The sequence below is a fragment of the Staphylococcus sp. AS1337 genome, from assembly GCF_051408735.1.
Classification (GTDB): domain Bacteria; phylum Bacillota; class Bacilli; order Staphylococcales; family Staphylococcaceae; genus Staphylococcus; species Staphylococcus xylosus_B.
Window position 1 is genome coordinate 406,001 of record NZ_JBOIHZ010000001.1, and the last position, 26,881, is coordinate 432,881.

Below are 26,881 nucleotides of genomic sequence, written 5' to 3' on the forward strand. Positions count from 1 at the left end.
TAAATTTTATATGATAAATGTACGTTGTAGATATTACTACTTAGTCGTTTTCTCATATATTTATAAATTTTCAATAATTTGTTTTTCTTTGTTCTTAATTTCTTTATAATTGAGAGTCTGCTTATAAATTTCAGCAATTGCTTGATGTTTTTCTTTAGCTTCTTCTAAAAAACGAACTGCTTTTTCCCATGCATCTTGCCATTGTTTTGTACCTTTAGCAATTTCATTCTCATATTTTTCATCTGCTTGATTATCTATAATTGATTGATAAGTGTCTATAACTTCGTCTCCTGAACGCTCAGGATCATAATTATGTGGTGATGTACTATCAAAAGCAGCAACACTTAATTCAGGTATAATAATCATATCTAAACTATCAGGGTCAAAATCACAATGATATAGTTCTATATCGAAACCTTTTTCGATAGCTTGAGATACAATTTGTTTAAGTAATGTGGATTTACCTGAACCTGGACGTCCTTTAATAAAGAAACGTTTTTCTATATCATTCGTTAGATTTTTTACGAAATCATAATTACCATTTTCAGTTATAGTATCGAAAAATCTATGCTTCACAATAGCTTCTTTTTCTTGATAAGCATCTTGGAAGATATTTTGTAGAATTTGATTATTAAGTGTTTGCGCTTTTTCAATATCAATGGAAGTACTGAAATAGGATTCTACATCATCATGTAATTGTCTTGATTTGATAATGTGAGTAGAATAGTTTTTTAATAACTGCTTTTTTTGTTTAAATAACGCACTTATATCTTCTTGTTTATTATTAAGTTTTGATGTATCTATCGCACTTGTTAAATCTATAACTTCACCAGAAATATATGGTAGTGCTGGTTCAATAGCATATGGATAGCTGCCATCAAAAATACCTATGCTTTTATCTAGGATAATAAGCCCATCTAAAGTCTTGAAATCAAAAGAGCTATAAACTAATTCTATCGGTCTATGTTGTTCTTCAAGATAGTTGGCAATATTTTTTAGTATTCCGGACTTACCGTTTCCAGGTACACCTTTTAAAACATATATATATTCTAATGATTGAGCTTCTTGATTAAAATAATCATATACCCCTTTCCCACTATTACTTGATAAGAAAAATGATTTATTTATCATTGTTTACCGCCTTTCTTTCTAATTGTTGTTCAATTGTCTCATTACGACCTGCGCTAGAGCTAAAAATGGTTATTGCTAATGAAGTAATCAAAAGAATTAAAAGTGAAGGAATCCAGCTATGTGTAGCATCATGTAAACTACCAAAAAGTAGAGGACCTATAGCTGCTAATAGATAACCTATTGATTGTGACATTCCTGATAACTTAGCAGCAGTCACACTTTCTTCTGTTTTTAAACTGAAAAAAGTATTAACTAATCCAAAAGATAATCCATTAGCTATACCCAGTAAGATAATAGAAATGATGGCTATTTTAGGAAACATCATCATAGTAATTGTCCCTATAATAAAAATAACACCTGTAGTAAATGTAAGTAGTACTTGAGACTTCATTTTAGAAGCCCATATGGGTGTTATAAAAGTAAGAGGAATAATAGCTATTTGTAATATTGAGAGATAAATTCCAGATGAATTAATAGAAACACCATAATCTGACAAGTATTCAGGTAACCAATTAATTAAAGAATAAAATATTAACGATTGTCCTCCCATTAATATTGTGATTTTCCAAGCTGTTGAAGATTTCCATATATTAACTTTAGTATTACTTATTGAGTGCGTAGAATCTTGTTTCACATTTTTTTGAGAAGCCCAAATAATGATAGTGAACAAAGTAATAATACCTATCGTTATTAAGGCGATGTTGTAATTGAATGTTTTTACTAAGGGGCCAGTAGCATATGAAGATAAACTACCAAATATATTCATTACAACCGTATAATACCCTGTCATTATCCCAATACGTAATGGAAACCGCGCTTTAATAATTGCTGGAGCAAGCACGTTACCAAAAGCGATACCAATACCTATTAAGATAGTTCCTATATACAACCAACTTGCATGCGGCAGTGATCTTAAAATAATACCAATAAAAATCACTATTAAAGCATAAAAAATTGTTTTTTCTATTCCAAATTTATTGCTAGTTCTTGCGGCTAATAAAGAAACAACTGAAAATGCAAGGAGAGGGATAATTGTTATAAAACTAACCGAAATATTTGTTAAATTTAAATCAGATTTTATACTGGGTAACGCCACCCCAACTGATGTTATAGGTGCGCGAAGGTTAGCTCCTATGAGCAAAATACCAATAAAAAGCATCCAATTTATATTATTATGTTTATCGTTTGTTAAACCATTGTGCATTTTTTCCTCCTATTGTTATAATAAATGTAATAAAGCATATTTATATGGTACAATATGTTCGTTATAATGTAAAGAGGAGGAAAAAATGAACAACATCAATATGGTAGTAGCTAAAAATTTTTTAGATTATCGTAATAAATATAATATGAGCTTAGATAAAATATCTAATTTAACAGGTGTAAGTAAGAATATGTTAAGTCAAATTGAAAAGGGACAGTCAAACCCTAGCATTATGACTTTATCTAAAATAGCTAATGGTTTGCATATATCATTATCTCAATTAGTTGCTTATAACATAGGGGATATTAATAAAATTGAAGAAGAAGAATTAGTACCTATATATAATGATGATCAGTCAGTGGCAATTTATCCTTATTTTCCATTTAATTCAGAAAGTGATTTTGAAATGTTTAAAATGACGATAAAACCTAAAAGTTATATGTATTCAGAAGGCCATTTTAATAATTCAGATGAGTACATCATAGTAACAGAAGGAACTTTGAAAATTGATATAAATGGGATTAGACATAAAGTTGAACAAGAACAAGCGATACATTTTAAGTCTGATGTGCAACATACTTATATAAATGAAAGTGAAAATAACTTATCTTTAATAGCAACAATACAGTATTCCAAATAGACTTTTAACTTATTTTTATAAAGTTATTATTCAAGATGAAGATAAAAAAAGTAGTTAATGATTTTTTTATCTTCATCCTATTTTAATTCCAAAATTTTTTCATTATTATCATAATTTAACTTATCGGAAGTAGATATGCTTCAAAAGATACAGATGGTATAATAGTGGAGTCGCCTATCTCTCAGGCGTCAAGTTGACGTAGAGAGGAGGTGCATACGCGATGTCTGAAATCTTTGTAAACATCATGACCACAGCAGCAAGTGGTTGTCTCGTTGCGCTATTTGCGCATTGGCTACTCAAGCGTAATGACGAATAGGCGACTAGCCACACCAAAAAACCCCCTTACTACGGCCATAGTAAGGGGGTTTGGTGCATACATGCCTGATAATCTTTGTTAATTGCATTATAACATCATAGTATAGAGGAATGCAAAGTGAGAAATTTACAATGACAGTACATACATTAAAATAGGTAATGTTATGATGCATAGTATCGAAGACATAACCACATATTGAGAAGTTTCAGGCCCCTTATCAGAATATATCGTTGCTAAGGATGTATTGGTAGCCCCGGCAGGCATCCCTGCAGAAAGCACCATTACACCTAAAATAACTTTATCTGTTATAAACGTATTTAAAATTACAAATACAAGCCCAGGTATCACGATAAGACGTACAAAACAAAAAATATAGATATTTTTGGAGACCATAAATTTCTTAATATTGATTAACCCAAACAAAGCACCTGTAATAATCATAGATAAAGGAGCAGTCATACTCCCCAATTCATCCAGTGCAGTAGTTAATGTTTTAGGTAATGAAACATTTAATATCAATAGTAAGATGCCTAAAAAAGAAGCTAAAAGTGCAGGGCTTAATAGTGATGGGCCTATAGATTTAAAGTTAACATCATTTTTATATAATCTTATACCTAATGTAAATAAAAATAAATTAGATATTGTATTGTAAATGACAAGTATAAATAAGCCTTTTTCATCATATAGTGTACCTATAATAGGAATCCCTATAAATAGTATATTTGAGTATGTGGAACAACCGATCCATACCTTTTTCAGTGCTAGTTCCATGTGCGTGAAGGAAACAAGCAATTTAGAAAGAAGAAAGGGAAAAGCTACTAAGAATAAGCTGATACAAATGATTGTAACAAAGAAATTCAAATTATAAGCAGCTATATTAACGTTAAAGCTAGTTAATATAGCTGCTGGTAATACAATATTAGTTAATAAATTCGATAAACTGCTCATATGTTTTTTATGAATCCAATTTTTTCTGCTACATAGAAAACCAATGACGAGGAATATTAATAGTATTAAACATTGATCTATAACTGTAGTTATCATACTAATGAATCTCCTAACCTACTCATAACGAATATAGGTTACGGTTGTATTTAAATATTCTTCAAAACCATTCACACCATCTGCACCACCAAGTCCTGATTGACGCCATCCTGCATGATAACCAACAATAGCTTCTTCGGCTTCACAGTTAACATAAACTTCGCCGAATTTTAGTCTTTCACTTGCTAACATCGCTTCTTTTAGATTTTCTGTAAAAATATAAGAAGAAAGGCCATAATCAGAATTGTTTGCTTCATCTAATATTTCTTCAAAGTTTTCAAAACTTACGATTGGAAGTACAGGGCCAAAAATTTCTTCTTTCATAACTATAGAATCTTTGGAAAGGTTGGTTAAAATTGTTGGTTCGTAGAAAAATCCTTTTCTATCTAAGATGTGTCCACCTAATTCTATCGTGGCACCTTCAGCTACTGCAATTTGTACTTTTTCGTTTATTGAGTCTAATTGTTTGTGATTAATAATAGGACCCATTGTCGTATCTTTATCATAGGGATCTCCAGGCTGAACTTTATTCATTTTGTCTTTAACGAGTGTTATAAATTCATCAAAGATATCTTTTGCTACATAGATACGTTCCGGGCATGTACATACTTGGCCGCTGTTATTAATTCTTGCTTGTACAATATAACTAGCTGCTTTTTCAATATCGGCATTCTTTGTAACAATCGCAGGCGCTTTACCGCCAAGTTCCAAGTTCACGCCTTTTACATTATTTGCTGCACTTGCCATAACTGATTTACCGGCACCAGTACTACCTGTAATTGAGATGAGCTCAATGTCTTCACTTTGTGATAATAAGTTACCAACTTCTGAACCTGTTCCTGTTATGATTTGGACTAAACCATTTGGAATGTGAGTCTTTTGGATATATTCAGCAATTTTAAACGCGCCAAATGGTGTCTCCTCACTTGGTTTTATAACAATAGAACAACCAGTAACTAAAGCTGGAATAAGTTTTCGCATTAAAACAAAAATAGGTGCATTCCAAGGAATGATACCAGCAGTATTACCTACAGGTTTTTTAGTTAATATAATTGTCTCGTTTTCTACTTCACTTTGTAAAACTTCTCCATTATTTTTTCTAGCTAAACTACACATGTAATTAATATACTCAATAGATTTCTCTATTTCACCTATGGCTGCATATAGTGGTTTACCTTGTTCTTCAACATAAATTTCAGCCAATTCATTCTTATTTTTTTCTAATTGCTCAGCTAAATCTTGAACAATTTTAGCTCTTTTTACAATATTAACCTGTTCCCATTTCAATTGTGCCTCTTTAGCACCATTGATTGCTTTTTTAGTATCATTTTCATTTGCTAAAGTAACTGTATTGATTATTTCCTCTGTAACTGGGTTAATAACTTCTAATTGATTTGTAGAATTACTTTCTACAAATTGACCATTTATAAATAATTTATTCATATAATGACCTCCTTTTGTTATAATATAATCTTTACGTAACATTAAGTAAATACAGAGTGCAAATTGATATACTGATTAATTTAACAGTATAAATTGTGAAAGGGTTGAATAAATTGATAGAATTTAAAAATCAAAGTTTTAATTGCGAAAAAGAACTTGCATTAAATATTATTGGTGGGAAATGGAAACTTATGATTGTATGGGAGTTATTACGAGAAGAACCATTACGCTTAAACCAAATTGAAAAAGCTATTCCAAACGCACATCAACGTGTATTAATCAATCAGCTAAAAGAATTGGAAAAAGATGGACTTATTACACGTACCATTTATCCAGTTATGCCACCTAAAGTAGATTATAGACTAACTGAATTAGGAAAATCTCTAAAACCATTAGTAGAAGAATTATATAACTGGGGCATTTATTTATATAATCATGGAGAAAAGAAGGATAAACAATGAGAGATATGAATATAAGAGAGGATGTAAAACAAAGGCTAGAAAATGGAGATTATAGTTGTTCAAAAGAATATACACTTTCAATTATCAGTGGAAAATGGAAAATAGTTATTTTATACCATTTAGGACATGAAGGTGCTTATCATTTCAATGAGTTAATGCGTTTATTACCTAAGATTACACATCGTATATTGACTAAGCAGTTGAGAGAATTGGAGGAAGATGGAGTTATTTATAGGTATAATGAAACAATAAACCACCGCCAATATACCTTTTATGCTTTGACTTCAATAGGTGAAAGCTTAATGTTTATTATCGATACAATGTATGATTGGGGAGAGCGTCGAATAGAAGAGTTAAAATTAACACCTAAATATAATATTTCAGAAAAACAAGAATAGCGCACAAAATTGTGCGTTATTTATTTTATACTCTAGTAACTGTAAAATTATGTATATAAACAAGATAAAGGAGAGATATTATGGCGAATATAGCTGTATTGGTTACTGATCAATTTGAGGATATTGAATTAACTAGTCCTGAAGAAGCTTTGAAAAATGAAGGGCATACTTTAACAATTATCAGTGAGGATAACAAACAAATTATAACAGGTAAGCATGGTACGGAATATAAAGTTGATCAAAGTATTGAAGACGCGATTCCTTCAGAATTTGACGGCATACTGTTACCTGGAGGATTTTCTCCAGATTTATTACGTTCTGATGAAAAAGGTAAATTCGGTTTATTTACTAAACACTTTTTAGAAGAAGACAAACCTTCTTTTGCTATTTGTCATGGTCCGCAGCTACTAATAGATACTGATTTAATTAAAGGGAAAGAACTTACAAGTTTTATTTCGGTTAGGAAGGATTTAGAAAATGCGGGGGCAAAAATTTTAGAACAGCCAGTAGTGATTGATGGAAATTTAATTACTAGTAGAACGCCAGATGATCTCAATGAGTTTAATAATGCAATTTTAAATTCATTGAAATAGTAATAGTACTTGATATTCTTAATAATAAGTTTAGGATAGAAGGCCTGTTCCCAGTGGTTGTTTGTAACAATATACATGCATAAGAAAGAAGAAGCATAACATATGTTATGCTTCTTCTTTCTTATGAGTGTATATATTAGTTAATAAACTAGCTATAAATAGAATCAAAAATAGTATAAAACCATATATTTCAAATATGTTTAAGTGTTCATGAGATAATAGCTTATTCATTATCAGAAACAACATATCTAATGAGAATATTAATAACAAATGTACATAAATTGTTGTGAAACCAGTTTTATTTGTTGTGTTTTTGTCAGTCGTTTTATAGTGGTAAACGTATACAATAAACAAGCATGTAATAAAGGCAAAACACAACATATACAAAATATTCAATTGTGTTAACTCAATATTTTGTATTAATAAAACGAGTCCTTCGCCAAATAATAATATTACTAATAAGCTTAATCGTTCAGTCAAATGATTAAAAAATATAGGGTTTTGATATGAAATTTTATAAAAGAGTAGTGGAAATACAGCTACAATAAGAATCCCTATAAAATATACCCAAAAATTAACCGTGGATGGTAATATTATAGATATTATAGAAAAAGTAATTGATAACAATAAGCCAGTCGTATAGGCTAAAACCAATTTCTTATCTACTTGCGCATTGCCAAATTTATAATTTAAGAAATATTGTATGAAAATACTTAAATATATCAAGGCTGACATTAAGACAAACGGTATAAATGTTTGTTGGAAATCACCATTTATCGCTTTAGATAATATAACTATTAGATACATATCTATAAATACAAAAATATATTGATACCATTTTTGATTAAAAAATCTATTAACTAAAAGTGTACGATAAACCCATATGGAGAAGAATACAAGAAAAAGCATAAAGCTTTTTCCCAGTTCTTCTAAAGACATTAAGTTATGTGAAATACCTTCTGCTGTTTGGTTAATTGTTGATAAGATATAAACAAATATTAAATCAAAAAATAATTCTGTCATACTGACTTCTTTCTTTTCCATTTTCCACTCCTGAAATTATATTTTTATTTATTCTTCATCTAATAGTTTGAACTTCTCTTCCAATGTTTGGAGACCTTTGTTTATTAATCCTTTTTGGTCTATTAAATTTTTTTGATGCTCTAAAAATATATCTTTACGTTTCATTTTAGTTGAACTACCTTGATGATATAATTCAGCAATTTCTTTTAACTTTGATACAGGCATATGTGTTTGTCTCATACACTTTATAAATTCAATCCAATATAAATCTTCTTTTGAAAAATCTCTATAACCATTTTTATCTCTTGAAACAAATGGAAATAGCCCAGCTTTATCGTAATATCGAATCGTATGTTCACTTAAACCTAAATTTTCAGCTACTTGTTTAACTTGCATACTAACCCTCCTAAAAAAGGTGACTTTATAAAGTCACCTTTTTGCCTATTTAATCAGTTGTACTAATAGTTCTTCATATCCATTATGGATAATAGCTTCAAATCCAAATGTGGATTCCATGTCATTTTTTAATGTTGTGATAGTATCATAACCGATAAATTCAGGATCATCTATTTTCAAACCAATTCGTTTAATGTCATTATGAAATAAGTTGTTTTGATGAGAAAGATCAATAATCTCTTCTGCTAAAGATTTAACGTAATTATTAGTTGGGAGAGATACATGCTTATCATCTACGACTCTGTGTTCTGTAATAATCTTTATATCTGTTTCATTTTCTTTAAATATTGCTAAAAAATAATACATATTAATAACCACCTTATAAATTTAAGTAGATTAACGTGTCGTATATCCACCATTAGCGAATAATGTTTGTCCATTTATCCACCAACCATCTAAAGTTAAGAAAGTAATAATTGGTGCAATATCTTCAATTTTTGTAAGTTGATTATGGAGTGCTTGAGATTTGTGGAATTCAACAGCATCTTCCCCCTCTTGAGGATAGAAGAATGGCGTATCCATTGGACCTGGCGCTACAGCATTAACAGATATCCCTCTGTCCATAAACTCTTTTGACGCTGCACGTGTATAATGCTCAACTGGTGCTTTTTCGCCTGCATATGTTGAATATAAGCCAGTGTAAGCTGCAAGTAACGAAGTCGCAAGTGTAATGATTTTTCCATCATTGTTCATAGACTTTTCCGCATATTTGATAAAGAAATACGCTGATTTTGAATTAATGTCTGCCATACTGTCAAACTCTTCTTCAGTCGTTTCTGCTATGGGTTTCTTAAGAACTTTTCCTACGGTATTAATTGCAATATCGACTTTTCCAAATGTCTTCTCCGCATGTTGAAATAAGGCTTCAATATTACTTACTTTAGTTAAATCTCCAGAAAATAATGTAGCTTCTCCACCTAATTCTTCTACTTTTGAAAGTGTTTCTCTTGCATCATCTAAAGACTTCTCGTCATGATGATGAATAACTAATTTTGCCCCATCTTTCGCATATTCCGTACTTAATAGTCCACCTAGATTTTTTGCCCCACCTGTAATAACTATAACTTTGTCTTTCAAACTATTAAATTTACCCATATATATAACCTCCTTTGAATATATTTCTTATCATAAACCTTAGAGTGCGATATAAAGCAATACTTTAACAACAATTTCTGAATTTTTTATTTACTTCTCTACTTCACTATAAGAGTTACACTAAAACATTAATATATAATATATTTTATTATTTAATTCAGTTGATTTGAAAGGATCTTTGAAAAAGCATATCATTAAAACAAATAATAAAGGAGGTTCTATCAATGAAAGCAGCAGTTTGGTATGGTCAAAAGGATGTACGAGTTGAAGATCGAAAATCTAAAGAGTTACAAGATAATGAGGTTAAAGTTAAAGTATCTTGGGCTGGCATTTGTGGTACAGATTTACATGAATACTTAGAAGGCCCTATATTTATTTCAACAGATAAACCAGACCCGTTCCTTGGCCAAAAAGCACCCGTTACATTAGGACACGAATTTGCAGGCGTAGTAGAAGATATTGGTTCTAAGGTTACAAAATTTAATAAAGGCGATCGTGTTGTCATTAATCCTACAGTTTCAAATCGTGAAAAAGAAGAAAATATTGACCTTTATGATGGTTATTCATTTATAGGATTAGGTTCTGATGGCGGATTTGCAGAATTTACAAACGCCCCAGAAGAGAATGTTTATAAATTACCAGATAATGTTTCTGATAAAGAAGGTGCCCTTGTAGAACCAACGGCTGTTGCAGTTCAAGCAATTAAAGAAGGCGAAGTTCTATTTGGCGATACTGTTGCTATTTTTGGTGCAGGGCCAATCGGTTTATTAACAACTATAGCAGCCAAAGCAGCTGGTGCTAGCAAAATATTTGTTTTCGATTTATCGGAGGAGCGACTTAATAAAGCTAAAGCAGTAGGTGCTACTTATACGATAAACTCTGGTGAATCAAACCCAAGTGATATTATTAGTGAATACACTGATAATGGCGTTGATGTAGCATTTGAAGTAGCTGGTGTAGCACCAACCCTTAAATCTGCCATAGACGTTACTAAAGCAAGAGGCACAGTTGTTATAGTTTCTATATTCGGACATCCCATCGAGTGGAATCCAATGCAGTTAACTAATACAGGAGTAAAACTTACTTCTACAATTGCTTATACACCTACTACATTTCAGCAAACAATAGACTTAATCAACGAAGGCAATTTAAAAGTGAAAGATGTAGTTACTGATGAGATTGAGTTAAATGATATTGTAAAGTCAGGCTTTGAACAACTTGTAAATGATAAATCACAAGCAAAAATTCTCGTTAAATTATAAAAAATATAAAAAGGAGCCTCTTTAGTTTAGAGATACTCCTTTTTATTTTAAAATATTTTGTTTTTAACTAGATGTTGTATCTGAATAGCTAAAAAGACCTTTAGGATAATTATAAACATCATGGAATTTTATAAATCGATTGCATTTAATTTTAATAAATAAAATAAAAAGGAGTTGACAATGCGTTATCTTGTAACTACAATGGTTACAAGAGGTGATTGATATGAAAATAAGTAGTCGTTTTACGGTCGCTATTCATATACTGACTTTAATAAAAATCGAAAAAAATTATACTTTAACATCGAATCAAATTGCAGAAAGTGTGAATACGAACCCTGTTGTTATTCGAAGATTGATGGGAAAACTTAAAAAGGCTGGCTTTATTGAAGTGTCTCATGGAAGTGCAGGAGTTAAGCTTTTAAAATCATTAGACGAGATTACATTATTTGATGTTTATAGATCTGTAGAAGTTGTTGAACAAGGCAATTTATTCCAAATACATGAAGATACCAATATTAACTGTACAGTTGGTGCAAACATACAAATTGTATTGGAAGTTATTTTGGAAAGTGCACAGGATGCAATGGAGACAGTATTAAAAAGTGTAACATTAGAAAATATAATGAACAAAATTCTAGTAAACAATGGATAAATATATCCACCCCTACTTGTAACTGTAATACTTACAGTTACAAGTAGGGTTTGCTTAAATTAGATAAAACTGTATTAATCACCTCAATAAACATTATTGAAAGGAGAAATTACTTTTTCATTGAAAGCGAGTATTTATTCTGATTATAGTTGTCCTTTTTGTTTTATAGGTAAGGACCAACTTGAAAAAGCAATAAAAGAAACAGATGGTAATGTATCTATAGAATGACAAACATTTGAGCTGATATCCAAAAACCATTAACGCAATTACATTCTGTTAATGACTCATACAAATTATCACTCTGACAGTAAGAATGAAATCAGGTGAACGTATTAAAGATGTTTGTTTATCACTCATAATAGGTGCTTTAGCTCTATTATTATTTTTATTAAATATATTTTAATAATTAAAATTAGGAGGAATTTATTATGAAAATTGGAATTATTGGGGCAAGTGGAAAAGTTGGAAGCCTTGTATTAGAAGAGTCAATTAAAAGAGGTCATGATGCAACAGCAATTGTTAGAAATGCTTCAAAATTATCAAATAGTAATATAAATGTTTTAGAAAAAGAAATATATGATATTACTTCGGAAGACTTGAAAGATTTAGATGTAGTTATTAATGCATTTGGTGCGCCTCTTGGTGAAGAAGAAGCACATGTGAAAGCAGGCCGTGCACTTATTGAAGCATTAAAAGGATCTGATACAAGAGCAATTATCGTTGGTGGTGCAGGTAGTTTATACGTTGATGAAGCACAAACAACTAAGTTAATAGATACACCTGAATTTCCTGAAATATTTGTGCCAACTGCAAAAGGACAAGGTAGAAATTTAGAAGATTTAAAAACTTCTAAAGATATTACTTGGACATTTCTTAGTCCATCTGCAAATTTTGATGCTGATGGTCCTAAAACTGAAAACTATCAAGCAGGCAAAGACAATTTATTAATTAACTCTAAAGGCAATAGTTATGTTAGTTATGCAGATTTTGCATTTGCACTAGTGGATGAGATAGAAAATCCCCAGCATAAAAATGAACGTTTTACTGTGGTATCAGAAAATAATTAAGAAAATATAATTGAAAAGACAAAAATACTAATAAATTATATAACTTTATATGTCCAAAAAATTCAACACTAAATCTGTATATATGAAACATTTTAGAATGAAACGACTGAGTGTTTAAGGTATGCTCTAATCATGCAAATGAATGCAGTATTTTATAAGTGTTTTTTCTTGTATTATTAGGGTTCGGCTTAAATTTGGGCAAAAAACAAGCAAGGGTATCTTAAAACCCTCACTTGCTCGTAATTATTTATTCTAAAACTAAAGGTGATGGAAGGCTGAGACAACTACAATACAATGAGCTTTAGTAAAGAAGTGATTAAAAAGCCTCCCATTATTAAATAATCCTCTTAAGCAGTAAGGATTACAAACAATAGACAAACACTAGGATAAGAAATACTAGTGTTTAATTATGAATTTTAACAAAATTTTCAGAAAATAACAATGTATTTTAAAGTGATGATAGCGTTAAAAAAGCCTTCCATTGATGGAGGCTTTAAACTATATTCTAAAATAACATGTGATATATGGGTAAATCACATACACCTCTGTAATCGTTTTATGAGTATTTATTAACGAAATATAATTCTCGATGCAAATAAACGCGTCTCTCATCGTCTAAAAACTCATGACTTTCGATATTTATGATACATTGATTATAACACAAGTTTATATACTTAAATGTTCAAGAAAATCCTCTTAATTTATGGTTAAGAAGATTTGTGTCAAAAATGAAATAAGTTCAACTTTATTTCTTTTTCACTTTAACTGTCCTTTTCAGCTTCATATTAAAATTAATTTCATATATTAATATTGTAATATTTCGAATGTTTTTGTTAAAGTAACTTTAAAGAGGGTGATGATTAATGTACTATACTCAAGATGTTGAAAAAATAGTGGGAATTAATAGTTCAGCAATGAGGTATTATGAAAAGGAAGGTATATTACCTATTGTGAAAAGAGACAAGAATGGAAATCGTACGTATACCGATGAAAATATAGAATGGTTGAAATTTATTAAATTGTTAAGAGCAACAGATATGGGGATTGAGGATATAAAGCATTATGTTTTTTTATTTAAGCAAGGGCATTCTACGATAGAAAAAAGACGTGAAATTTTAAGTGAACACAAGGAAAGTATAAAAAATGAAATTAAAAGCAAGTTAGATTGTCTAGATCAGATTAACTATAAATTAGGTGTTTATGATGAATTATCACGTAATGTTATTACAGATATTATAAACAAGGATTGCCTTATTTGACCTAAAGTGTAGTTCAAGGTTTACCATTAATTATATATTTAATTAGTGGAGGCGTATAATATGAATAATATGAATAATATAAAAGATAAAGTAATCCTTATAACGGGCGCATCAAGTGGTATAGGAAAAGCAACCGCCACATCATTAGCACAACAGGGCGCAAAATTAGTATTAGCAGCAAGAAACAATGAAAAGTTAAAAGAAATTTCAAAGGAATTGTCACAAGATAGTAATGAAGTTAAATATAAACAAACAGATGTGACAAATATTAAAGAAGTAAATGAATTAGCACAGTTTGCCATTGATAATTATGGAAGAATAGACGTCTTAATTAATAATGCTGGAGTTATGCCATTATCTTTAATGCATAATAAGAAGATAGATGAATGGAACTCAATGATTGATGTAAATATTAAAGGTGTTTTAAACGGTATTTATTCAGTTATTTCTAGAATGAGAAATCAAAATTCTGGTCATATCATAAATATATCTTCTGTAGCTGGACACTTAGTTACTCCTGGTAGTGCAGTATATAGTGGAACAAAATTTGCTGTAAGAGCTATTACAGAGGGATTACGTATGGAGGAATCATCTCAAAATAGTAATATTAGAGCTACTATTATTTGTCCTGGAGCTACTAATACTAATTTAACTCAAACGATTACTGATTCGGATGTAGAAGGTAATGTATCTTCTGTATATGAAACCACAATAGAACCTAATGATATGGCTAGAGCTATAGCATTTGCAATAAATGAGCCTTCTAACGTCGCTGTTAATGAACTTATCGTTAGACCTACGAACCAAGAATGGTAAGTAAAGAAAACATCAAAAAAGAGCTTATATAGAAAAGAGGATGACCATTATGCCAATTTTAAAATTAGAAACACTAAATTTAACAAAAAATCAAAAAAAACAATTAGTTGAGGAATTAACAGAAACTGCTTCACGTATTACTGGAATCCCTAAAGAAGGATATTATGTTATTTTAAAAGAAAACAACTTAGATAACGTGGGTTCTGGAGGAAAATTATTAAGTGATCAAGAATAGTGTTTATGTTCTATCACTTAATATTAAAAAATAAATAATACGTTTCATAGATTTATCATTTCAAATATCTTATATAGAATTAAAAAGGAACAAGCATAATAGTGTAATTATGCTTGTTCCTTTTTAATTCTATATACAGTATATATATCTGATTAATGCAAGTTATTTCTTGATGTAAACAAAAATGTATATCAGTAACTGAAAATTTATTCACAAAGTTTTTTCAAATTCAATAAGTTGGTTTTTAAGAATATCTAAAGAATCAATGTTTGGGTTTTCTATTATTTTTGCCCAAGCAATGAATATATTCCCAAAGAAAGCGCCTTTCAATATGTCATGATGATCTTCATCACTAAATGAAAGAGAAGGTATCAGCTTTAATATTTTATACAGTGTCTGAGACTGAAAATCAGGTTCGTATTTAAGTTGTTTCATTGTTTCCATATAATTTACTTTATCTGAATATGACGCATTATCTAATATTTTTATTAATTTTTGAATGAAGGATTGCAATGTGAATGTTTTACCTAACAATCTTTCAATAGTATCTTTTAATACGTCTTCATTACTTAAGTATAAAATCTCACTTTTAGAATTAAAAAGTCTAAAAAGTGTACGTCGTGAGATTTCAGATTCATTTGCAATTTTATCCATACTGGTATGGCTATATCCATGTTCTTTAAAGAGGTTGTTTGCAACTTTAAGTATATGATTTCTAGTATCTATTGACATTATTTTACCTCCAAATTGATTTAATAATATTATAGCATAATGGTTTCTATTTGACACTAAGTGCCAAATAGAGTATATTAAACGCGTGGCACTTAGTGCCAAAAATATTTGAGGATGATATATATGGAAAATAAAAGAGTTTTAATATCAGGAGCTAGCATTGCAGGACTTACTTCTGCATATTGGTTAAATAATAATGGCTTTGAAGTAACAATTGTTGAAAAAGCCAAAGAAATTAGAGGAGGAGGTTATCCTATAGATGTAAGAGGAAGTGCAATAAATATATCCAAGATGATGGGGATATATGACTCTCTAAAAACAAAAAGTTTAGATAATATGAAAATCAAGTTTTTAGATAGAAAAAACAACTTGGTAGGGCAATTACCAGATACGTCAATGAAAGAACATGATGATATTGAAATACCTAGAGGGTATTTAACAAATGAGTTATATAAACTTGTAAAAGAAGAAAACATTAATATTTTGTATGGTGATTCCATAAAAAGTGTTATTCAAAATACCACTTTCGCAAGTGTAGAATTTGAAAGTGGTAATAAAGAAATTTATGATTTAATTATTGGTGCGGATGGCATTCATTCTAATACAAGAAAATTAACATTTGGTCACGAAGAAAACTACACAAAATATTTAGGCTATAATTTCACTGGATTTTCCATGGCCAATAATTTGAATATGTACAAAGAAGGATGGATTTATTCAGAAAATGCGAAAACATCAGTTATGTACGCTACTAAAGACGAAAGTTTTATACATGCCTTTTTAGTTTTTTATGAACCCAATGAATTGTTAGTTAATCATAGAGATGAAGAAAAACAACGAGAAATTGTAAAAGAAAAATTTAAAGATTTGGAAGGTATTACTCCTAACATGTTAAAGAGTTTAGATGAAGAAGAAAGTATATTTTTCGACACGACAACTCAAATTATCATGGATACTTGGTCCAAAAATAATATAGTATTAGTCGGAGATGCAGCACATGCACCCTCTTTTTTAACAGGTCAAGGATCAAGTTTAGCGATGATAGGGTCGTATATTTTAGCAAATGAGTTAAAAATAAATGAAACGTTAGATGACGCTTTTGAAGCCTATGAAAGAGCCATGAAGCCATTTGTAGAGGCAAATCAAGAGGTAGTACAAGAGGATAGTTTTTCAATTGTAGCGCTCAAAGATGATGAAGAAATAAAAAAAAGAAATGCTATTTTAGAACAGATGAGTAAAAGAAGTGATGATGAGCATAGTGCTAATGATGTGATAGATATAACTAGAGTTATAAATTATCCTAGCTTATAGATATTTTTTGTATTTTATTGATTTGAGCACCATGCTAAAAATTTGGATGAGTGCATTTGCGGAACTTGAAGCTAACTTATTAAGTAAACGTACGAAGAAAGGTTTAGAAGCAGCACGAGCAAGAGGGCTAAAAGGCGGAAGACCTTCATTACCTGATCATAAGAAAAGAGAGATTAAATTCTTATACGATGAACAAAAACTTACTGGAGAAGAAATTGCGAAACATACTGGAGTGAGTCGTTCTACAGTGTATAGAATTATAAAAAAAGGATAAGTCAATAAATAAATCTAAAAGTAGCCGATACAATGGCTAATTAAGAGTTATTAGAACAAAGTAATAATTTAAGCTACAATGAAGTTATTATAGAAAGGGCAATATGCTCTATCACTTTGCCCTAATGATTCTGTTCGAAAGACGGAAGCCTTTCAGTAAATCAAAAATAACCATTCTACCTAATCGATCAAAAAAGTTGGGAATGGTTATTTTTTGGTTATTGCTCATTACTACTAATTCAAAGATTCTAAGTACAATCATAATTGGATATGCTATCTCTCTGTCGAATCCTGTTAAACCGATTAAAGACCAATATATAAATACCTTGATTTCGCATATTTAGGGCCTACCTTGGATAAACATTTAAAGATACTTGTAAAGTACTGCTTCTATTTGTATGGTTTAGCAGTATGCAAAAGAGTGCGAATTAGCATTCTTTTTTCTTGTGTTTTATTAAAATTCCAACTCAATAATACATTATGAGTTTTGAGACGCTGTGAGAAGCCTTCATTTGCATCGAGCAATTTTAAATCAGGTATTTTATGCGTTAATGATATATAAAATTATTTAGTAGATTCATTTTAGTAAAATTGAATAGTTGCTCTACTTTTTTATATTCTCTATTCTCTCTAATTTATTGAGATAACAATACATAGTTGTACGGGAAACTTGCCATTGTTCTGCAATTTTTTTGATTGGTGTTCCATTATCATAAAGTGTTTTGAGTAAATTTAAATCTTGCTTATTCAATTTTTCAGGTCTTCCACCATAGCGTCCTCTAGCACGAGCTGCAATTCTACCAGCTGAAGAACGCTCTAAAATTAAATTACGTTCAAATTCAGCAAATGCTGCGAATAAATGAAATAACAATTGTCCAGTAGAACTTGATTTATCCATCGTTATATTTTCTTCTAAACTATGAAAACTCACGCCTCGTTCGTTAAGTTCATTAACTAATGTGATTAAATACTCCATGTTACGTCCTAGTCTATCTAGTCTCCAAACAACAACCGTATCTCCTGATCTCGCAAATTCAATTGCTTTATCTAAACCAGGCCTTTTACTTTTTGAACCACTCATATGGTCGTTAAATATCTTTTCACAACCATATGCGTTTAATCGATTCTCCTGTAAATTCAAATTTTGTAATCCAGTTGAAACTCTTGCATAACCTATTTTCAAAATACAAATCTCCTATATACATATCCAGTGTATCATAACTTAATTACAAGGCCTTTTGTGAACATAGATTTTTTGTTGGGTTTTTGAACATACAATTCTATGTCTAAATTGTCACTTTCCTTTTTATATTGCAGTAATTCCCCTTATTAAATTGCAAAAAGGACGTATTAATACGTCCTTTCGTACTTATTTCTTTAATATTCTATATATTGTTGCTCTTTCTTTTAATAATATTTTTAACTATTGATTTATATTATTTATTATATAATTATAAAAATTTTCTTTAGCTTTGGACATATAATTTTCTTTTTTCCATGCTAAACGTAAAAAAGATGTATATTTTGCTTCTTCTATTTCAATTAATTTTACGGGTAGTAAGCTATTATTGATAAGATTATGTGATATAAAAGCTATTCCTAATCCCTGCTCAACTAAATTTATCAATGATGATTCATCATCACATTGGCAAGTTATGTTTGGAAGAAATAATTTTTCTAATTCGTCATATAAATATGCCGAATTAGAATCATAATTTAATTTAACAAAAAATTCTTTTTCTAATTCATTAATAGAAACCTTTTTTTTTCTTGCTAAATGATGTTTTGTTGCTACTGCTAGATATACACGTTCTTTCATTAAAACTTCTGTTATTATTTGTGAATTATTTATTTCTTTATTAACAAAAGCAAAATCTACTTTGTTATTTAGCAATAAATTAATTTTTTCAGAGTCAAATCTTTTTTGTTTTATAAATAGATTTATATGAGGAAACGTTTTAGAAAAGTTTTTAATAACTTCACTAAAATTTTTATCGATTGAAGAAGCTGTAAAAAAGATGCTTCCTCTATTTTTTTCTTTTAAATCTTCAATTTTTTGAACACCAACTTCAATTTCATAAAAAAGTTGATCGACGTGTTTTAAAAATATTTTTCCATATGTATTTAATTTTATATTTCTTCCAATTCTATCGAAAAGTTCTGCACCCAATTCTTCCTCTAAATTTTTAATGATTTTACTTAATGCAGGCTGAGCCACATGTAATTTTTCAGATGACTTTGTTAAATGTTCTGTATTAGCAACATTTTGAAAGTATTTCAAATGTAATAACTCCAAATAATCACCCATCAATTCATATATTTTAATATATAATATCATAAATAAATATATATTGTTAATTATGTTTCTAATAACCTAAAATAATTTTTAAGGAGGAATAGAAATGACAAATAATAAATCATACTTTTTAGCTAGTAATAGTGGTAGAGGAAATTACAGTTTTTTTGACAAAGAAATTATAAATTTAGACTATGTTTATTTACTGAAAGGAGCGCCCGGTAATGGTAAATCCGAACTAATTCAAAATATTGCTAGTACACTAAATGACTGTCATATAAATATTGAACTAATTTATAGTTCATTCAATATCAATACTTTAGATGGAGTAGTTAACTTAGATAAAAATGTCGGGATTTTTGATTCAAGTTTTCCTCACAGTTTTGATAATATACTACCTAAAATAACAGGAGAAATAATAGATTTATCTAAAATATTAGATAATAGCATAATAAAGGAAAAATCAGAAAATATTTCTTCTATTCAAACGCAAAAAGAAAATTATTTAGAAAAATATTCTAATAGTATTATACAAGCAAGAAAACTCCATGACGATTTAGAAAAATATTTTAGTAACTCAATAAATATAGAAAAGGCACAACAATTAAATAACCGAGTTTTAAAGGAAATTTTTAATAATATCGAGTTCTTAAGCAAAGAATCAATAGTAAAAGATCGTTTTTTTGACTCGATTACAGAAAAAGGAAATTTTGATTTTATTGATAATTTAACCTCTTCTTTACAAAATCGATATTTTATCAAGGGACGCCCAGGGTCAGGTAAATCTACTTTGCTTAAGCAAATTGTTGAATTTGCAGTTCAACGAGGATTTAATGTTGAGTTATATCATTGTGATTTTGACCCAGAAAGTTTAGATTTAATTATCATTCCAGAATTAAGTGTGTGTGCATTTGATAGTACTGATCCTCACAATTATATGCCTCAAAAAAGTGGAGATAAGATAGTAGATACTTACCAATCTATTATTGATACTAATGCAGATGAAAAATATAAAAAAGAAATTAAAGAAGGAACCAAAAAATGGGAATTATCTGCTTCTAAAGCTTCTAATTATTTAAAAGAAGCAAAAGTACAACATAATAAAATAGTTTCCATATACTATGAAGCTATAAAAAAGAATGAATTTCATCAAATAAAACAAAAATTAATTGATAAAATGCTCTAAATAAATCTTGAAAATTTTTAATATAATACTCCCTTCTAAGTAAAAATATTTCACCTTAGAAGGGAATATTTTTTGACTTTAAAAATATCAAAAAGTATAAATAATAGTTTATATTTCTTTACTTTTAATTCTGTATACAGTTTGTCTGGCAATATTAACTTCTTTCGCAATCTTACTAATAGAAATTCCTTGATTTAACATTTCTATAACTCGGTAATAGACCAAACGTTTTTGAGGATCTTTTGCATTTGGTGAATAAAGTACAGGTCTGCCTTTATAGATGCCTTTTTCTTTAGCCACTTTAATACCCTGTGCTTGCCTACGCTTACTTTCATCTCTTTCTTGTTCTGAAATCATTGCTAAAATTTGAATGATTAAATCTTTCATGAACTTATCTAACAATGGATTTCCAATTGCTTCATTCATCATAGGCAAGCTTGTAATCATCAATTGGACTTCTTTTTCTTTTAAATAGTTAACAGTTTGAATAATCTCATCATAATTCCGGCCTAGACGATCAATAGACTCTACAATTAAACGATCTCCCATACGTACAAAACTTAGCGTTTCTTGAAAAGTAGGCCTATTTTCTATAGATTTACCTGATTGTTTTTCAGTAAATATTTTTTCAGCACCAAAGGACTGTAGATTTTCAATTTGTCTGTCTAAATTTTGATCAATAGTTGAAACTCTTGCATAACCAACAATCATTTTTATCCTCCCTCTTTTCATACACCCTAATCATACAAACAGAAACAGCATTTTACAAGGGTTTTTTATTGTTCGTTTAGGGTAGACTCTAAATTGGTAAAAACTCTTTGATAAGTTAAAGAAGAGTTTATATTATTTGGTCATTTTTTTAAATGCTGTTTCTGTTAAAATAGGTAATAAGTTCTTTAGATGATAGGAAATTTAACGTTATAATAAAAGACAAAAAATCGGAGTGTGACAGATGAAAAATTAATGTTATTAGGGGTGTCGTTGTTAGGTGCAGCAATTATATTAACAGGTTGCGGGAATGCACAGGATAAGGCACAGGGGGGATGGAAACATACTTATAAAGCAACAAAATATACAAATCACTCAGATAATATAACTATTAAAGATGATAACCTAATATTAGATATAAAAGGTGATGAATTACCTGCTACTAAAATAGAAAATCCTAAAGATGATACATTTAAATTTTCTTATGATGGTGATAAAAAACGTGTAACGTTTAAAGCTAAAGTAGATACAGAAAATGATAAGTTGAAAGTAACGCAAGAAGGTGAAAAAGGATCAGATGTGTTTAAAAAAGTGAAAGAATAAATAGGAAGTTATAAAAATGAAAACTTTCAACAAAAGACTAATAGGTATAACATTGAACCAGGTAAACAAAGTTTCCTAATAAGAAACAATAATAAAAGCCACTTCTTTTAAAAGAAGTGGCTTAAACGTTTCAAAATCAAAACGTGTCTCAATAATGAACGTTTAAAAATTGGGGGTGAACTATTATACTTTAGTCCCTAACTTAGATATTTTATCGTTTATATTATGATATATATCATTAGGTTTCCTAGAGAATAATTAGGACTATTTTTTACTTTTATAAAGAGTTCCTCCAGTGAATTTCAGATTTAATAATAGTTGGAATATCAATTTTGTTAGCGGGTGTACCCTTTAAAATTTGATCAAGAGATTTTGCTACGGTTTCCCCAATTAATTTAGATGGTTGATTGATACTCGTAATGCCTGGCGCAATAATTTCTGTCACATTAAAGTCATCAAACCCTGTTATGCCTATATCTTCAGGTATATTTAAATTATTATCATTCATTAATTTAATCATGTCTAGAAGGACAGTACCATTAAGGGCAAATATTGCAGTTTTTCCTGTTTGAGCTATTTCTAAAACTTGTTGAACGTCTGTATAATGAGCCTCATCAATCTCAATTAATTTAATATTCAAATTGTTTGAATTCCCAATATCAACAATCGTGTCGTAACGTTTTTCTCTTGTATTCACACGATGTATAGGTTGAGAAACGACTATGATATTTTGGTAATGCTTTTCAACGATTGAGTGCATAACCTTTGTCACAATGGCTTCGTTATCTGTTGTAACTGATAACCAAGGGCTGTCTTCAATTTCTCGGTCTACTAAGATCATAGGTATTTGATTGTTTGCGATAAATTGATAGTTTGACGAGTTATCATTCGAAGGTTGAATGATAATGCCTTCGACATTTTGATCGACAAGTTTCTGTAATATTTTTTGTTCTTTAATTTCTGAATTAGCTGCTTCAACAATGATTAGCTGGTAATTCGTATGTTCAAAATATTGACTAATACCTTTTAGCAGTAATGAAGAATACATATTTGATATATCAGCGACAACAACGCCAATTAAATTGCTTCTTCGTGTTGTTAAAAATTGAGCTTGTCTACTTGGTCTATAGTTTAATTCTTCAATAGCATTTTTAATCTTTTTACGTGTATCGACGGACATTTTTTGGTGATTGCCATTAATGTACTGCGACACAGTTGATTTCGATACGCTAACATATTTTGCGACATCAGAAATTGTTGTTTTTTTCTCCATTTTGCGTTCAATCCTTCCAATGGAATATCTTCTAATCATATCAAAGTTTAACATTGTTATTTATAAAAACCTAAATGTAAGCGTTGACATTTATAGTAAACCGGTTTACTATATGATACAAGTTTGGTAAACCGGTTTATCAAAATATAAATAAAGGGCTGATGATATGAGAAACACTGATTTGGTTTATAATACGTTAATTGCTCAAGAGAAGGTTAATTCAGGTTTAACGCAACTGGAATTATTCGATTATATAATTGATTTGGGATTTAACAGTATAGAAGTAAGAAGAGAATACTTTAAAGATGTTAATGGAGAAATCGAATCAATTTCCCAATTTTCTTTAGAGAAAAATATAACTATTCTATACAGTATTCCAGAAGTGATTTTCTTAGAAAATGGAGAGGTTAATCCGGACATCAAGCGTTACTTTGAAGAAGCAATTAATCTTAAGGCAACACATGTGAAAATGACTATTGGAAATTATCAGAATAAGGTGCAATTACAGAATTTGAACTTAATCAACAACCAACCATTTATCTTTACGATTGAAAATGATCAGACTAAGCAATCAGGAACAATTCAAAATATTTTAAAATTCTTAACTGAAGCAAAATATGAGGAAATTAATATTGGTTACACATACGATTCAGGAAACTTTAGATATGTTGGTGAGGATGAAATTACTGGAGCAGAGAAGTTAAGAGATTACGTTAGTTATATTCATTTAAAAAACGTGACCCAATCTTCAGATACGTTATTTGCTACTTCTCTTGAACAGGGAGATATTGATTGGCGCAAAGCAATTTCTTGTTTACCGAAAGATGTTCCTATTGCACTAGAGTATCCTTCAGATGATAAAGAAGAAATTTTAACAGATAAACAATCTATCGAGGCGTTAGGTTATGGAAGTTAAAAAAATAAATGTAAATGCAGAAAAATTTGCTTATAAATTTATGGAATCGATACAGCGTGATATTAACAATTCTGAAGATATAAAAAAGTCAGCAAAAGAAGCATTAGCGTCCTATTTAACAGCTTATTATGTTGCATTAGATTTCAACAACCTTGAAAATTCTTTTTTTATGAAGAGAAGAAAAAAACGTTTCAACATATCAAAGAATATTAAGTGAGTTAAACAAATACTAGGTGGTGAGTATATGGGTGCAGCAGTCACTGGCATATTACTATTATTAACGTTCATTTTATTTGTAATTTTTGTCATGCGTGGTGGAAATTTAACTTTAGGATTCTTAATAATGGCTATTCTGTGGACAATTATTGGATTGGTGCCGTTAGATGTAGCAATTAAAGAAATATATACAGAACCTGTACTTAAGTATGGAAGTACAATTGTAAATATTATATTTGGTTCTTGGTTTGGTCGTGTATTAGTTGATACGGGCATAGCTGGTAGTATTAGTAAACGAACGCAAACAGTAGGTAATCGATTTCCTGTGGTAGCTACAATTCTTATAGCATGCGTACTTGCTTTGATTTTCTCAAGTTCTTATGGAGTTGGTTCAGCTATTGCAATCGGTGTAATTATTTTTCCAATTATGTATTCAATAGGTGTCCCTAAGCATATAGCTGTTTTAGTGTTTACATTATCAATTGGTGCAGCTATGTATATCAATAATGTATTGTTCGTGCAGTTCCAAGTATTTTTCCCGAAAATTGAGTGGGGGTTAAGATATCAAAAGTTTGGTTTTACGGCGATGTTAGTACAAATGGTAATTACAATTGCCTTTATATTATTTAATCGCAAAAAAATTCAAAATGGTAAATCGAAATTGGTTGTTGTAGAAGACGAAAATAAAGAAATCAAAGAGGTTTCTCCATGGACTTACATACTTCCTATTTTACCCGTAGTATTAAATATCCTTTTAGGATGGGATGCAGTACCGGCATTATTCTTATCAATATTAATAGCATTACTCGCAACTGGAAATATGCGAACGTATACTGGTTTGATAAAAATGATAAACAATACAACATATAACGCAATAAGTGATATTGCAGGTTTGATAATTATGCTATTTGTTTTAAATATGTTCCAAGCTGCTGCAGTTCATGCAATGGCTGACTTCAATGATTTATTCAAGCATATTATTCCTGACAATACGTTGTTATTAACTGTGATTATGATTTTCTTAGCGCCATTAGCTTACTTTAGAGGTCCGTTATTCTTGTATGGTGCAGGTGCAGCAACTGCAAGTATCTTTGTCAGTACGGGATTGTTTGATCAATACTTTTTATATGGCTTACTCGTTGTGCCATCCATGGTAGGTATTTCAGCTTGTATTACACAATCCTGGAATTTATGGGCAGTTCAATATAATGAGTTAGATACTAAAACGTTTTTAATTACAGGTCTGCCATGGATTTGGATAGCAACGGCAGTCAACTTGTTCTTAGCATACTTTATTCTATAAGGAGAGATAGCAGATGAGTAAATTTTTAACCATAGGAGAACCAATCGCATTATTTGGTTCAGATGAGATAGATAAAAGTTTAGAAGATGCTCAAAAATTCACTAAATATTTAGCAGGTGCAGAGGTTAATGTAGCAGTTGGAGTGTCACGATTAGGTCATAGTACACAATATGTTACAAGACTTGGCGATGATCCCTTCGGTGGTTTTATTGAGAAAGCTTTAGTCAAAAATAATATAGGCACAGATTATATTGAAAAGACAGATGAATTTTGGACGGCATATCAATTGAAAAATCGTGTAAGTAAAGGAGATCCAGATATTCATTATTTTAGAAAAGGATCTGCCGCAGCGCATTTTAATGAGGAAATATTAAAAAAAATTGATTGGACAGACATAGAACTTGTGCATCTATCCGGTATTTTTCCAGCTATTTCACCAGAGTCGCTATCAGCATTTAATATGTTAATCGAAATGATTAATCGAAATCAGATAACTTCTACATTTGACCCGAATTTACGACCTCAGTTATGGAAGTCTGAAACGGAAATGAGAGAAAAAATCAATAACTTGGCTAAACATGCAGATATTATTTTGCCAGGAATTAATGAAGGAAAAATTCTTGTTGGTAGTGAAGATCCAAAGATAATTGCAGATTTCTATTTAAATCAAAGCGAAAAAACAAGTATCGTGATTGTGAAATTAGGTGAGGCAGGTGCTTATATAAAGCAAAAAGGAGAAACAATTGGGACGATGATTGATGGTCAACAGGTAGAACAAGTGGTAGATACAGTAGGCGCTGGTGATGGCTTTGCGGTAGGTGTTATTACTGGATTATTGGAGGGTATAGATATCAACTCAGCAGTTCAAAGAGGTAATACGATTGGTGCACTTGCTGTACAATCGACAGGTGATAATGATGGCTATCCGGATAAAGCGAAGTTAGATGTTATAGAGAAGGGATACTAATC

General features: G+C 30.0%; 32 protein-coding genes and 1 pseudogene. 20 read left to right on the top strand and 13 right to left on the bottom strand.

The features are described 5' to 3' along the window. Positions 1-60: 60 nt before the first annotated feature. Both ACSUE0_RS01840 and ACSUE0_RS01845 read right to left on the bottom strand, forming a co-directional pair. Entirely contained in the window at positions 61-1,131 is a 1,071-nt protein-coding gene (locus tag ACSUE0_RS01840; protein WP_119614034.1) for a hypothetical protein, read from the bottom strand. Continuing rightward, positions 1,121-2,335: a CynX/NimT family MFS transporter gene (locus ACSUE0_RS01845; protein ID WP_259338047.1), complete on the bottom strand. Its 1,215-nt coding sequence runs from the start codon at positions 2,333-2,335 to the stop codon at positions 1,121-1,123. The genes ACSUE0_RS01840 and ACSUE0_RS01845 overlap by 11 nt, the downstream gene beginning before the upstream one ends. Positions 2,336-2,420: 85 nt before the next feature. Here ACSUE0_RS01845 and ACSUE0_RS01850 point away from each other — a divergent pair, with 85 nt between their 5' ends. Together ACSUE0_RS01850 and ACSUE0_RS01855 are read left to right on the top strand one after the other, a co-directional pair. Continuing rightward, positions 2,421-2,975: a helix-turn-helix domain-containing protein gene (locus ACSUE0_RS01850; RefSeq protein WP_119614035.1), complete on the top strand. Its 555-nt coding sequence runs from the start codon at positions 2,421-2,423 to the stop codon at positions 2,973-2,975. Between the two features lie 220 nt (positions 2,976-3,195). Continuing rightward, on the top strand, positions 3,196-3,291 hold the full coding sequence (locus ACSUE0_RS01855) for a type I toxin-antitoxin system Fst family toxin (RefSeq protein WP_119614036.1): 96 nt from the start codon (positions 3,196-3,198) through the stop codon (positions 3,289-3,291). A 126-nt stretch (positions 3,292-3,417) separates the two neighbouring features. Here ACSUE0_RS01855 and ACSUE0_RS01860 read toward each other — a convergent pair whose 3' ends face one another. Together ACSUE0_RS01860 and aldA are read right to left on the bottom strand one after the other, a co-directional pair. Then, positions 3,418-4,335 (bottom strand): AEC family transporter, encoded by a 918-nt coding sequence (locus ACSUE0_RS01860; RefSeq protein ID WP_069792571.1) that lies wholly within the window; start codon positions 4,333-4,335, stop codon positions 3,418-3,420. An 18-nt stretch (positions 4,336-4,353) separates the two neighbouring features. After that, positions 4,354-5,778: an aldehyde dehydrogenase gene (gene aldA / locus ACSUE0_RS01865; RefSeq protein ID WP_069814786.1), complete on the bottom strand. Its 1,425-nt coding sequence runs from the start codon at positions 5,776-5,778 to the stop codon at positions 4,354-4,356. Between the two features lie 113 nt (positions 5,779-5,891). Here aldA and ACSUE0_RS01870 point away from each other — a divergent pair, with 113 nt between their 5' ends. From ACSUE0_RS01870 to ACSUE0_RS01880, 3 genes are all read left to right on the top strand, one after another. Beyond that, on the top strand, positions 5,892-6,239 hold the full coding sequence (locus tag ACSUE0_RS01870; RefSeq protein WP_436955835.1) for a winged helix-turn-helix transcriptional regulator: 348 nt from the start codon (positions 5,892-5,894) through the stop codon (positions 6,237-6,239). Then, positions 6,236-6,637 carry a winged helix-turn-helix transcriptional regulator gene (locus tag ACSUE0_RS01875; RefSeq protein WP_069814782.1) on the top strand — a complete coding sequence of 134 codons (402 nt, stop codon included), beginning with the start codon at positions 6,236-6,238 and terminating at the stop codon, positions 6,635-6,637. Before ACSUE0_RS01870 ends, ACSUE0_RS01875 begins: the two co-directional genes overlap by 4 nt. Positions 6,638-6,714: 77 nt before the next feature. Further along, a complete protein-coding gene (locus ACSUE0_RS01880; protein ID WP_436955994.1) occupies positions 6,715-7,230 on the top strand; it encodes a type 1 glutamine amidotransferase domain-containing protein in 516 nt (171 codons plus the stop codon). Between the two features lie 105 nt (positions 7,231-7,335). On the opposite strand, the gene ACSUE0_RS01885 is transcribed toward ACSUE0_RS01880, so the two are convergent. Genes ACSUE0_RS01885 through ACSUE0_RS01900 form a run of 4 tightly spaced genes read right to left on the bottom strand, consistent with a single transcriptional unit; the run spans position 7,336 to position 9,804 of the window. Then, entirely contained in the window at positions 7,336-8,274 is a 939-nt protein-coding gene (locus ACSUE0_RS01885; RefSeq protein WP_069792566.1) for a low temperature requirement protein A, read from the bottom strand. 27 nt (positions 8,275-8,301) lie between these two features. Beyond that, entirely contained in the window at positions 8,302-8,649 is a 348-nt protein-coding gene (locus tag ACSUE0_RS01890; protein WP_069792565.1) for a MerR family transcriptional regulator, read from the bottom strand. A gap of 45 nt (positions 8,650-8,694) precedes the next feature. Beyond that, on the bottom strand, positions 8,695-9,015 hold the full coding sequence (locus ACSUE0_RS01895) for a hypothetical protein (protein ID WP_031884069.1): 321 nt from the start codon (positions 9,013-9,015) through the stop codon (positions 8,695-8,697). Positions 9,016-9,045: 30 nt separating this feature from the next. Beyond that, the gene (locus ACSUE0_RS01900) at positions 9,046-9,804 is read right to left on the bottom strand and encodes an SDR family oxidoreductase (RefSeq protein ID WP_069792564.1); all 759 of its coding nucleotides are present in this window, start codon (positions 9,802-9,804) and stop codon (positions 9,046-9,048) included. A gap of 224 nt (positions 9,805-10,028) precedes the next feature. Here ACSUE0_RS01900 and ACSUE0_RS01905 point away from each other — a divergent pair, with 224 nt between their 5' ends. The 7 genes from ACSUE0_RS01905 (at position 10,029) to dmpI (ending at position 15,095) form a co-directional block, all read left to right on the top strand. Continuing rightward, complete coding sequence (locus ACSUE0_RS01905) at positions 10,029-11,066, top strand: 2,3-butanediol dehydrogenase (RefSeq protein ID WP_069792563.1); 1,038 nt, start codon at positions 10,029-10,031, stop codon at positions 11,064-11,066. A gap of 223 nt (positions 11,067-11,289) precedes the next feature. Continuing rightward, positions 11,290-11,718, top strand: a complete 429-nt coding sequence (locus ACSUE0_RS01910; protein ID WP_069792562.1) for an Rrf2 family transcriptional regulator — start codon at positions 11,290-11,292, stop codon at positions 11,716-11,718. Positions 11,719-11,814: 96 nt separating this feature from the next. After that, on the top strand, positions 11,815-11,946 hold the full coding sequence (locus tag ACSUE0_RS01915; protein ID WP_119604119.1) for a DsbA family protein: 132 nt from the start codon (positions 11,815-11,817) through the stop codon (positions 11,944-11,946). A 200-nt stretch (positions 11,947-12,146) separates the two neighbouring features. Next, a complete protein-coding gene (locus ACSUE0_RS01920; RefSeq protein WP_069792561.1) occupies positions 12,147-12,785 on the top strand; it encodes an NAD(P)-dependent oxidoreductase in 639 nt (212 codons plus the stop codon). Between the two features lie 863 nt (positions 12,786-13,648). Then, complete coding sequence (locus tag ACSUE0_RS01925; protein WP_119604118.1) at positions 13,649-14,044, top strand: MerR family transcriptional regulator; 396 nt, start codon at positions 13,649-13,651, stop codon at positions 14,042-14,044. A gap of 69 nt (positions 14,045-14,113) precedes the next feature. After that, positions 14,114-14,860 carry an SDR family oxidoreductase gene (locus tag ACSUE0_RS01930; RefSeq protein ID WP_069792559.1) on the top strand — a complete coding sequence of 249 codons (747 nt, stop codon included), beginning with the start codon at positions 14,114-14,116 and terminating at the stop codon, positions 14,858-14,860. Between the two features lie 49 nt (positions 14,861-14,909). Further along, on the top strand, positions 14,910-15,095 hold the full coding sequence (gene dmpI, locus ACSUE0_RS01935) for a 4-oxalocrotonate tautomerase DmpI (protein ID WP_119604117.1): 186 nt from the start codon (positions 14,910-14,912) through the stop codon (positions 15,093-15,095). A 210-nt stretch (positions 15,096-15,305) separates the two neighbouring features. On the opposite strand, the gene ACSUE0_RS01940 is transcribed toward dmpI, so the two are convergent. Further along, entirely contained in the window at positions 15,306-15,827 is a 522-nt protein-coding gene (locus ACSUE0_RS01940; protein ID WP_069792605.1) for a TetR/AcrR family transcriptional regulator, read from the bottom strand. A gap of 123 nt (positions 15,828-15,950) precedes the next feature. Here ACSUE0_RS01940 and ACSUE0_RS01945 point away from each other — a divergent pair, with 123 nt between their 5' ends. Then, entirely contained in the window at positions 15,951-17,138 is a 1,188-nt protein-coding gene (locus ACSUE0_RS01945) for an FAD-dependent monooxygenase (RefSeq protein ID WP_069792604.1), read from the top strand. Between the two features lie 40 nt (positions 17,139-17,178). Continuing rightward, a pseudogene (locus tag ACSUE0_RS01950) lies at positions 17,179-17,412 on the top strand (HTH domain-containing protein); the annotation flags it as partial. 603 nt (positions 17,413-18,015) lie between these two features. On the opposite strand, the gene ACSUE0_RS01955 reads toward ACSUE0_RS01950, so the two are convergent. Both ACSUE0_RS01955 and ACSUE0_RS01960 read right to left on the bottom strand, forming a co-directional pair. Next, on the bottom strand, positions 18,016-18,594 hold the full coding sequence (locus ACSUE0_RS01955; RefSeq protein WP_069792603.1) for a recombinase family protein: 579 nt from the start codon (positions 18,592-18,594) through the stop codon (positions 18,016-18,018). 240 nt (positions 18,595-18,834) lie between these two features. Then, entirely contained in the window at positions 18,835-19,692 is an 858-nt protein-coding gene (locus ACSUE0_RS01960) for a LysR family transcriptional regulator (RefSeq protein WP_069792602.1), read from the bottom strand. Positions 19,693-19,813: 121 nt separating this feature from the next. On the opposite strand from ACSUE0_RS01960, the gene ACSUE0_RS01965 reads away from it, so the two are divergent. Continuing rightward, positions 19,814-20,893, top strand: a complete 1,080-nt coding sequence (locus ACSUE0_RS01965; protein WP_069792601.1) for a hypothetical protein — start codon at positions 19,814-19,816, stop codon at positions 20,891-20,893. A gap of 108 nt (positions 20,894-21,001) precedes the next feature. On the opposite strand, the gene ACSUE0_RS01970 is transcribed toward ACSUE0_RS01965, so the two are convergent. After that, on the bottom strand, positions 21,002-21,604 hold the full coding sequence (locus ACSUE0_RS01970; protein WP_069792600.1) for a recombinase family protein: 603 nt from the start codon (positions 21,602-21,604) through the stop codon (positions 21,002-21,004). Positions 21,605-21,838: 234 nt separating this feature from the next. On the opposite strand from ACSUE0_RS01970, the gene ACSUE0_RS01975 reads away from it, so the two are divergent. After that, positions 21,839-22,204, top strand: coding sequence for a hypothetical protein (locus ACSUE0_RS01975; protein WP_436955838.1), 366 nt, complete (start codon positions 21,839-21,841; stop codon positions 22,202-22,204). A 277-nt stretch (positions 22,205-22,481) separates the two neighbouring features. Here ACSUE0_RS01975 and ACSUE0_RS01980 read toward each other — a convergent pair whose 3' ends face one another. Then, entirely contained in the window at positions 22,482-23,477 is a 996-nt protein-coding gene (locus ACSUE0_RS01980) for a LacI family DNA-binding transcriptional regulator (protein ID WP_436955840.1), read from the bottom strand. 166 nt (positions 23,478-23,643) lie between these two features. Here ACSUE0_RS01980 and ACSUE0_RS01985 point away from each other — a divergent pair, with 166 nt between their 5' ends. Genes ACSUE0_RS01985 through ACSUE0_RS02000 form a run of 4 tightly spaced genes read left to right on the top strand, consistent with a single transcriptional unit; the run spans position 23,644 to position 26,879 of the window. Continuing rightward, positions 23,644-24,393 carry a sugar phosphate isomerase/epimerase family protein gene (locus ACSUE0_RS01985; protein WP_119614044.1) on the top strand — a complete coding sequence of 250 codons (750 nt, stop codon included), beginning with the start codon at positions 23,644-23,646 and terminating at the stop codon, positions 24,391-24,393. Then, on the top strand, positions 24,383-24,610 hold the full coding sequence (locus tag ACSUE0_RS01990) for a hypothetical protein (protein ID WP_259338048.1): 228 nt from the start codon (positions 24,383-24,385) through the stop codon (positions 24,608-24,610). The genes ACSUE0_RS01985 and ACSUE0_RS01990 overlap by 11 nt, the downstream gene beginning before the upstream one ends. 27 nt (positions 24,611-24,637) lie before the next feature. Continuing rightward, positions 24,638-25,912: a gluconate:proton symporter gene (locus ACSUE0_RS01995; protein WP_436955843.1), complete on the top strand. Its 1,275-nt coding sequence runs from the start codon at positions 24,638-24,640 to the stop codon at positions 25,910-25,912. A 13-nt stretch (positions 25,913-25,925) separates the two neighbouring features. Further along, a complete protein-coding gene (locus ACSUE0_RS02000) occupies positions 25,926-26,879 on the top strand; it encodes a sugar kinase (RefSeq protein WP_119614046.1) in 954 nt (317 codons plus the stop codon). The last annotated feature ends 2 nt before the right edge of the window (positions 26,880-26,881 follow it).